The organism is Pseudomonas onubensis (genome assembly GCF_965653655.1).
Lineage (GTDB): Bacteria > Pseudomonadota > Gammaproteobacteria > Pseudomonadales > Pseudomonadaceae > Aquipseudomonas.
This window is the reverse complement of sequence record NZ_CBFHAZ010000080.1, coordinates 20,208-28,424: the sequence shown is the minus strand read 5'-3', so window position 1 is coordinate 28,424 and position 8,217 is coordinate 20,208. Positions and strand designations below refer to the sequence as shown.

General features: G+C 52.3%; 6 protein-coding genes. All 6 read right to left on the bottom strand.

Annotated features, from left to right (window positions below; genetic code table 11):
• Positions 1-572: 572 nt before the first annotated feature.
• The 6 genes from fdxA to ACTD9P_RS21970 all read right to left on the bottom strand — a co-directional run bounded on the left by fdxA (position 573) and on the right by ACTD9P_RS21970 (position 8,183).
• Positions 573-896: a ferredoxin FdxA gene (gene fdxA, locus ACTD9P_RS21995; RefSeq protein ID WP_003208688.1), complete on the bottom strand. Its 324-nt coding sequence runs from the start codon at positions 894-896 to the stop codon at positions 573-575.
• A 142-nt stretch (positions 897-1,038) separates the two neighbouring features.
• Positions 1,039-3,630, bottom strand: a complete 2,592-nt coding sequence (gene mutS, locus ACTD9P_RS21990) for a DNA mismatch repair protein MutS (protein WP_438869344.1) — start codon at positions 3,628-3,630, stop codon at positions 1,039-1,041.
• Between the two features lie 506 nt (positions 3,631-4,136).
• A complete protein-coding gene (locus ACTD9P_RS21985) occupies positions 4,137-5,021 on the bottom strand; it encodes a hypothetical protein (RefSeq protein ID WP_438869343.1) in 885 nt (294 codons plus the stop codon).
• A gap of 792 nt (positions 5,022-5,813) precedes the next feature.
• The gene (locus ACTD9P_RS21980; protein ID WP_438869342.1) at positions 5,814-6,089 is read right to left on the bottom strand and encodes a DUF3077 domain-containing protein; all 276 of its coding nucleotides are present in this window, start codon (positions 6,087-6,089) and stop codon (positions 5,814-5,816) included.
• A 464-nt stretch (positions 6,090-6,553) separates the two neighbouring features.
• Positions 6,554-7,492 (bottom strand): hypothetical protein, encoded by a 939-nt coding sequence (locus tag ACTD9P_RS21975; RefSeq protein ID WP_438869341.1) that lies wholly within the window; start codon positions 7,490-7,492, stop codon positions 6,554-6,556.
• Positions 7,485-8,183 carry a Fe(II)-2OG oxygenase family protein gene (locus ACTD9P_RS21970; protein ID WP_438869340.1) on the bottom strand — a complete coding sequence of 233 codons (699 nt, stop codon included), beginning with the start codon at positions 8,181-8,183 and terminating at the stop codon, positions 7,485-7,487. The genes ACTD9P_RS21975 and ACTD9P_RS21970 overlap by 8 nt, the downstream gene beginning before the upstream one ends.
• Between the last annotated feature and the right edge of the window lie 34 nt (positions 8,184-8,217).

Sequence of the window (8,217 nt, the reverse complement as noted above, 5' to 3'; positions counted from 1 at the left end):
GGACTGGTCTCAATACTGGATACGATAAACCGGCTTAATCGCATAACCTGAACCGCCGTATACGGAACCGTACGTACGGTGGTGTGAGAGGACGGCGGATGTGAATCCGCCTCCTACTCTATGCCTGCCGATCAGTCAAACGTTCTCAATCACGCGTTTGCGCAATTGCGCGTGTAAGCATTCGCTTACTTTTTCGTAAGTGATTGGTTTTTTTACCAGGCATGTCCATCTCGAAACGCTGAGAGAATTTTCTATCCTTATGAAAAATAACAATTATTTATACTTGAATGGGCGTTCAAGTCTGTCAGTCGATCAGTTGGATCCCGTTGAACTTCCCTCCGAACTCTCTAAGATCAGCCCTGTGTCCACGGATTGGCACAGCCATCAAGGAACGATGGTTGAAGGAACGTCGCAGGATGCGATTCATCAGGACGATGAAAAGGAATACAGGGACTAGGGAAAAAATGTGGGCGGGTCATACCGCCCCTTTTTTTTGCCTGCAGAAAAGTGAAACCGACCACCCAGAAACGCAAAAAGGCCCGCAAGGGGCCTTTTTATTGGGCGGCGAAGCTTTAGCGCTCGAGGTCTGCAATCTTACCTTTCTTGCCATCCCACTCCGCTGCGTCAGGCATCGGATCTTTACGTTCAGTGATATTTGGCCAGATTTCCGCCAGCTCGACGTTCAACTGAATGAATTCCTGCATCTCTGCCGGGACTTCGTCCTCGGAGAAAATCGCGACGGCCGGGCATTCTGGTTCACACAGGGCGCAGTCAATGCACTCATCCGGGTGGATAACCAGGAAGTTCGGGCCTTCGTAGAAGCAGTCCACCGGACACACTTCGACGCAGTCGGTGTACTTGCACTTGATGCAGTTGTCGGTAACGACGAAGGTCATTTCTAATTCTCTCCTCAGGCGGCGGCAGCGAAACCCTTTGTGGCAGGGCTCGCGAGGTTCGGGAGCGATAGTCTGCAGGCCAGGCTAATAACCTGCAGCATCCCAAACCGCGCGAGAGTCTACCAGCTTGCAAGCCCGTGCGTTATATCCGAACTTGCAGTGCATATAACATTTCGAGCGCTTTACGCGGCGTCAAGCCGTCCAGGTCAAGCTTTGCCAACTCATCCAGCACCGGATGGGGCAGGCTGGCGAACATATCACTCTGGTGCGGCGCGCTGGGTTTGCTGCTGGTTTTGGCCACACTTGCCATCGGAATCTCGTGGGGCAGGGCGGTTTCTTCCAGGCGGCTCAAGTGTTCGCGGGCACGGGCGATGACCTGCGCGGGAACCCCCGCCAACTGCGCCACGGCCAAGCCGTAGCTCTGGCTCGCCGGCCCCGGCAGCACGTGGTGCAGGAACACGATGCGCTCGTTGTGCTCGGTGGCATTGAGATGCACGTTGGCCACCAGCGGCTCGCTTTCCGGCAACACCGTCAGCTCGAAATAGTGCGTGGCGAACAGCGTATAGGCGCGCAAATGCGCCAAACGCTCGGCCGCCGCCCACGCCAGCGACAGACCATCGAAGGTGCTGGTGCCGCGCCCCACTTCGTCCATCAGCACCAGGCTGCGTTCGGTGGCGTTGTGCAGGATGTTGGCGGTTTCGCTCATTTCCACCATAAAGGTCGAACGCCCACCGGCCAGGTCATCACTGGAACCGATCCGCGTGAAAATGCGGTCCACCAGCGACAACTCGCAACTGGCTGTCGGCACAAAGCTGCCGATGTGCGCCAGCAACACGATCAATGCGGTCTGGCGCATGTAGGTGGATTTACCACCCATGTTGGGACCGGTGATCACCAGCATGCGCGTGTCGTCATCCAGCGACAGGTCGTTGGCCACGAACGGCGTGGTTAACACCTGCTCCACCACCGGGTGGCGCCCCTGCACGATACGCATGCACGGCTCACTGACAAAACGCGGGCAATTCAGGTCAAGGTTCAGCGCACGCTCGGCCAGGTTGCTCAGCACATCCAGTTCCGCCAAGGCGGCGGCGGTGTCTTGCAGCGGCGCCAGGCGGCTGATCAAGTCCTCAAGCAACGCCTCATACAGCATCTTTTCGCGCGCCAGGGCGCGGCTTTTGGCCGACAGTGCCTTGTCTTCGAACTCTTTGAGCTCCGGCGTAATGAAACGCTCGGCGCCTTTAAGGGTTTGGCGGCGCTGATAATCAATCGGCGCCGACTCGGCCTGTTTGCTTGGCAACTCAATAAAGTAGCCGTGCACGCGGTTGTAGCCGACCTTCAAGTTGGCCAGGCCGGTGCGGGCTTTTTCGCGGGCTTCCAGGTCAATCAGGAACTGCCCGGCGTTTTCGCTCAGGGATTGCAGCTCGTCCAGCTCAGTGTCGTAACCGGTTTTAAGCACGCCGCCGTCACGAATGATCGCCGGCGGGTTGTCGATAATGGCTTTTTCCAGCAGCGCTGCAAGGTCCGGGTAAGTGCCGGCCGTTTCGGCGAGTTGTTGCAGGTGCGGCGTGTCCAGTTCGGTCATGGCCACTTGCAGCTGCGGCAGCGCGCTCAGGGCATCGCGCAGACGTGCCAGGTCACGTGGCCGCGCATTACGCAGGCCGATCCGCGCCAGGATGCGCTCGATATCGCCGATTTCCTTGAGCTGCGGCTGCAGGTTTTCAAAGCGGTAGCGATCCAGCAGGCAAGTAATAGAGGTCTGGCGCGCTTGCAGCACAGTCAGGTCGCGCAGCGGACGGTTCAACCAGCGGGTCAGCAAGCGGCTGCCCATGGCGGTCTGGCAACGGTCGACCACCGATTGCAGCGTGTTATCGCGGCCACCGGCCAGGTTGGTGTCCAGCTCCAGGTTGCGACGGCTGGCGCCATCGAGCACCACGGTGTCATCCAGGCGTTCATGGCGCAGGCTGCGCAAATGCGGCAGGGCGGTGCGCTGGGTTTCCTTCGCGTAGCTGAGCAAGCAACCGGCAGCGCCGATGGCCAGGGTCAGGGTTTCGCAACCGAAGCCTTTAAGATCCTGCACCGAGAACTGCTGGCACAGGCTTTTCAGCGCCGTATCGCGCTCAAAATCCCACGGCGCACGACGCTTGGTGCCACGACGTTTTTCCGCCGGCAAGTCCTTGGGCCAATCATCCGGAATCAACAACTCCACCGGATTGATGCGCTCCAACTCCGCCAGCAGGTTCTCCCAGCCCTTGATCTCCAGCACGCTGAAATTGCCGCTGGTGATATCCAGCACCGACAGGCCGAACAAACGCTCATCGCCCAACACCGCAGCGATCAGGTTGTCACGACGCTCATCCAGCAACGCCTCATCACTCACCGTGCCCGGCGTAATAATGCGCACCACCTGACGTTCCACCGGCCCCTTGCTGGTCGCCGGATCGCCGATCTGCTCACAGATCACCACCGACTCGCCGAGCTTCACCAGCTTGACCAGGTAGCCTTCCAACGAATGGTAAGGAATCCCACACATCGGAATCGACTGCCCCGCCGACTGCCCGCGCGCGGTCAGGGTGATGTCCAGCAGCTTGGCGGCCTTCTTCGCGTCTTCGTAGAAGATCTCGTAGAAATCGCCCATGCGATAGAACATCAACTGATCAGGGTGCTGGTTTTTCAGGCGCCAGTACTGCTGCATCATCGGGGTGTGGGAAGACAGATCGGAGGTGTTTTTACTCATCAGATAGTTAGCAAATTCGTTGAAAGGAGTGGGGCAAAGATGGGGCGCTTGGCCCTGCTAATTTTGCGATGGCGGCAAGGTTAACACGCGAGGTCGAGGGTTCGCAGGTCACAAACAGCCAGGTAAAACCCAAAAATGGCGCAGCGCCCAATGGCTATCACTCCCAAGAATGAACACCAAGCCCGTGGCGAGGGAGCTTGCTCCCGTTGGACTGCGCAGCAGTCCCATGCTCTTGAAGCAAAGAGCAGGGGCCGCTTTGCAGCCCAGCGGGAGCAAGCTCCCTCGCCACAGGTTAGCGGTGCTTGTGCTATCTCTTGAGTGATCGGAATCAGACGCCGCGGGAACAGGCCCTTCTAGGGAACGACTTAATCTATCTCGATCAGGAAGCGCTCGCGGCGGGTTTGCTTAGGGGTGCCGCTGTACTCGCCATTGGCGAAGGACATTTGTTTCATAGTGACTAAACCGTCGTGTTCGTGTCATGCGCGTATTTCACTGGAAGTGTTCCCTTAATAGGGTAAATCTGTTGGGTCGATTTTTAAGTAACCCTTGAACTCAAAAGCTTGTTTATCTTCTTTCAAGAAGTGCTCTAAAGTCCTCACAGAAGTAGCTTCCGCATCAACTTTTAATGCGCCGCTTAAGGGGATACCCATGTTCGCAGCCGCCGCTTGATAGGCGGCAAGAATAAAATGAGAGCAAAAAGAGCCACGAATTTTTGGCGCATTCTCAAAGGCCTGGCTGGCATAGTTCTCGCTGGCCTGTTTGGCGCCCTCTTTAAAGCTGGAGTTCCGTAAAACACTTAGAACAGTTTTGGATTTTGAATAAGGGACCTTTTTTTCTGCGCTCCAGACTTGGCCAACCTGAGCGGCCCAATCTCCAAGATCTTTATCCTTGGGCGAGTAAACTTTATACATACCTTTGCGAATAGGGCCCGATGAAGACGACAGTTGATTACCACCGCGCATCTCGACTATTTCCGATTCTCCGGAACCATTGGCAGTCGTTCTACCCGCGTTATTTTCCCTTTTTGACCACATAACCGCATGCACCAACGCAGGGTCGCCGGTGTTTTTGCGCAACAAGGAAAGCGATGGCAGATTTTGCCCAATTTTAATAATTTGGTGAGTACTGGTAGTGTTGTCGGGTTGGTCAATTAGAATAAGAATATCGCCCGCCGAAAGGTCCGCTTTTTTTAGTTTTTCATTAAATACGGCCGAGACACCGTGTACTTCATTTGCGCCCTGTGCAGAAGCAGCAGTGGATCGAGATTGAGCAGGATGAGCGTGTACCCTGTTTGTAGAGGAGGAAGCTCCCGCAGTACTAAAATGTGCCTGTTGAGTATCGGGTGTGGCGTAACTTGAAACGGGGTAGTGAGGAGGGTTGCCTGTACGCATAATAGCACCTGAATTAATTTTAATTAACCTGTGTGAGTGGTGCTGACACGCTTGCAGGTTCCAAAAAAATTTTCATCGCGTAGGTGGTGTGGCAGTTTATATGTAACCAGTAAAAGGATGACTGATATTTAAAGTCGCAGTGCATCTCGCGATGCAATTAATCTGCAGCAGACGACGACTATGGGGCAGCAGAGGAAGGTAGACGCTTGCAAACTACTGATGGCTTTCCATCGCGAAATTACCTGTCTAAAACTGCCTCAATCTAACACGCATTCATTGGGTGTAAAGGGCGCTGAATTAAACTAGAGTTTTAGACAGTGAATCTCTGTAAGCCACACATTGCGTGGTGTGTAACGTTCTCCAGTCGATATTGCTGCATCATTGGAGTGTGACAGGACAGATCGGAGGTGTTTTTAATCATCAGATAGTTAGCAAATTCGTTAAAAGGAATGGGGCAAAGATGGGGGGCTTGGCCCTGCTGATTTTGCAATGGCGGCAAGGTTAATATGCGAGGTCGAGGGTTCGCAGGTCACAAACAGCCAGGTAAAACCTAAACATGGCGCAGCGCCCAATGGTCTCACTATTATGAATGAACACCCAATAAGGAACACCGAACTTGTGGCGAGGGAGCTTGCTCCCGTTGGACTGCGTAGCAGTCCCATGCTCTTGAAGCAAAGAGCAGGGCCGCTTCGCAGCCCAGCGGGAGCAAGCTCCCTCGCCACAGGTTAGCGGTGCTTGTGCTATCTCTTGAGTGATCGGAATCAGGCACCGCGCCGGTTTTTCATTCGCCCCTTACTGAAGGTTGCCGGGCGAATCCAACACCTTCACCACATCATCAACCACTGCTTTGACCATCTCCTGCAAGTAATGCGACGCCCAGGCGTACCGGTCCGTCTCCTTGGTCATCGCCGCATCTTCGGCGAGTTGCTTGGCGACGTGGAGGAGGTCGGAGGCGTGGTGCAAGGCTTCGTGCAGGGAGACGCCGCTGTTGACGCGAAATAGCGGTTGGTCGGAATGGAAGGAGAAGGGGGTGACGCCTAGGGTGATTAGATCTTGCGAAGTGCTCATAAAACACCTCCGAGTACGGAGGAGATGAGCCGAGAAAGGTGACACCTTTTGAGGCAATAAACGTAGAAGCACATAAGTGAAAGTTCCTTGATTTGAGGAACTGCCACGAACCTTCTCACAGGTTTGGGTGGCAGCTGTGCGCAGGGTGAGAAACCGGCAATCAAGGCAACCGGTAGACCCGAAGGTCTCCCACGCACAGCCGCCATAAAACGATACCGCAGACGAAAAAAAACGCCGCGATAGGGTTCTTGGGCGCTTTGCGCCTTGATTTGCTCGGGTTCTCACACCCGGTCGCTGAATTTGCAGCGACCGGGGGAAGGTTAGCGTGATGGTGGGGTGGGTGCAACTGGTTAAACGGATATCTTGTTTTCCTGCGGTTGAGAGCAAAAAGGGACTCTATCTGTTATAGGAAAATTAATACGCTCCTTAATTGCTTTCTTATGCATGGTATTCAATGAGTACTATTACTCATTGTTATCATCCTCCATCATGCTTCTTACATGTTCATCGAGATCTATGGAGAAGTACTCCATTGCGTCATATTGACTAGTGGATATATAGGTGCTCCCCAGCCCGGCCGCGAGTAGCTTTGAGTAACCCGCTATTTTCAAGCCGCACGCTATACAGTGCATCGCCTCAGGCTTCATAATTTGCTTCTCAATTACTCCATCATCTGAAACCGACTTTTTCGCTTCCCCGGCGGCCTTCCCCTGGATTAGCGCTACCGATTGGCAGGCTGGGCAGTTGATTCGATGACCATAATGCCTTAATGCAGCAGTCTGAGCCTGTTTTTGAGCCGTTGATTTCTCAGTGGCTGACTTTTCGTTCCAAACTGTTTTATGAGCCTCTATCGCACCACGGACTGATTTAGCATTCACATCTTTGAGTGCTGCTATATCCTCGTTCGCCCGTTTTGCTGAAGCAGGTCCGAGCAGGTTTTCCAAAGACTCCCCTGCTGCCGTAGATAAGATTTTACATACAGAGTAAAACATTGGTGCCCAAGCGGAGGATGGATAAAGTTCGAACTCTAAATTTCCTCCGTGCATTTCGCTATTTCTTTTGGCTAAATGAGCTATACAAAAGTTTGCGTGCTCCCTAGTGAATGACGGGACGATATCTTCAAGTCTAAGTATTAGCTCGGATGTGGCAGCTGATTTTGGAATAAATTTTGGTTTGTTGGTCGCTATCTCAAGTCCATATAAAATGTTATTCCAGTCTTTGGCGTCCGCTAACAGTACCGGTGATACTGCCGATACGGCCGCACGAATTAAAAACTCAAGTGTAAACGCAGACCACAATCCAAATTGCCAAGCGTTGTCCTCATGTTCAATCATCGTTTCTGCGTAGAGTTGAGCTTTTTTAAATAGTGCGTCTTTTGACCATTCATGGCTAGAATTAGACATCGTGTACTCCTTGTACTGATGAAAGGTAAACTCTTTCAAGTTTGCGATTTAGGCAGTTTTTTGGAATGGCAGTTCGACCATGCGCCAGTCTCCAGTTATCGATGACTAAACATTCTTTGTCGCTGGATAACGCGATTTCTTTTTTGGCTGAAATGTTTATTTTTTCAGTAATTCGACTTAAGAGGTCTTTTCCAGATGTGCTTACGGGTTGTAAAAATAGGCTGTCCCATCTTATCTTTCTGTTTTCTGATAAGCGAAGCAATGAGGCTTGGTGATTTATACTTTTTCTTGGTCTAAAGAGGGCTCGGCTCAGTGTGCTTTCGTCTTCGGTTGAGAGGAGTTCTTTGAAATCGATTAATAGTGTTTTAACGTCTTTTGCTGGTTGAATGCAACAAAGGAGAATGTAATGTGGTGGTGTTTGCCAGTGAGCTAGATCTGTGTGGAACGGGAACGCATCTAAACCAAAGTTTCCACTGTATGTGTTGGTCCGCAATTTAGACTTAATGCTTGGGGTGATTTCTTCTATTGTTTGAATTTTTTCGTGGTAATAGGGGGTTCCGATATTTTTTGCAATTTGAATTGTCGTTATGTTGCTCTCTTTTATAATGAATTTTGAGTAACCAAATTCGGCCAACTCATATTCGATTCTTTTTTTTTCAATTTCTGCATTTTTTTTTGAAAAAATGCTCATTTAGGTAAGGTCCTTTTACAATGTCAGCATTCCA

Coding starts and splice junctions, on each gene's coding strand:
- fdxA (WP_003208688.1), bottom strand. CDS start 896: ATGACCTTCGTCGTTACCGACAACTGCATCAAGTGCAAGTACACCGAC.
- mutS (WP_438869344.1), bottom strand. CDS start 3,630: ATGAGTAAAAACACCTCCGATCTGTCTTCCCACACCCCGATGATGCAG.
- ACTD9P_RS21985 (WP_438869343.1), bottom strand. CDS start 5,021: ATGCGTACAGGCAACCCTCCTCACTACCCCGTTTCAAGTTACGCCACA.
- ACTD9P_RS21980 (WP_438869342.1), bottom strand. CDS start 6,089: ATGAGCACTTCGCAAGATCTAATCACCCTAGGCGTCACCCCCTTCTCC.
- ACTD9P_RS21975 (WP_438869341.1), bottom strand. CDS start 7,492: ATGTCTAATTCTAGCCATGAATGGTCAAAAGACGCACTATTTAAAAAA.
- ACTD9P_RS21970 (WP_438869340.1), bottom strand. CDS start 8,183: ATGAGCATTTTTTCAAAAAAAAATGCAGAAATTGAAAAAAAAAGAATC.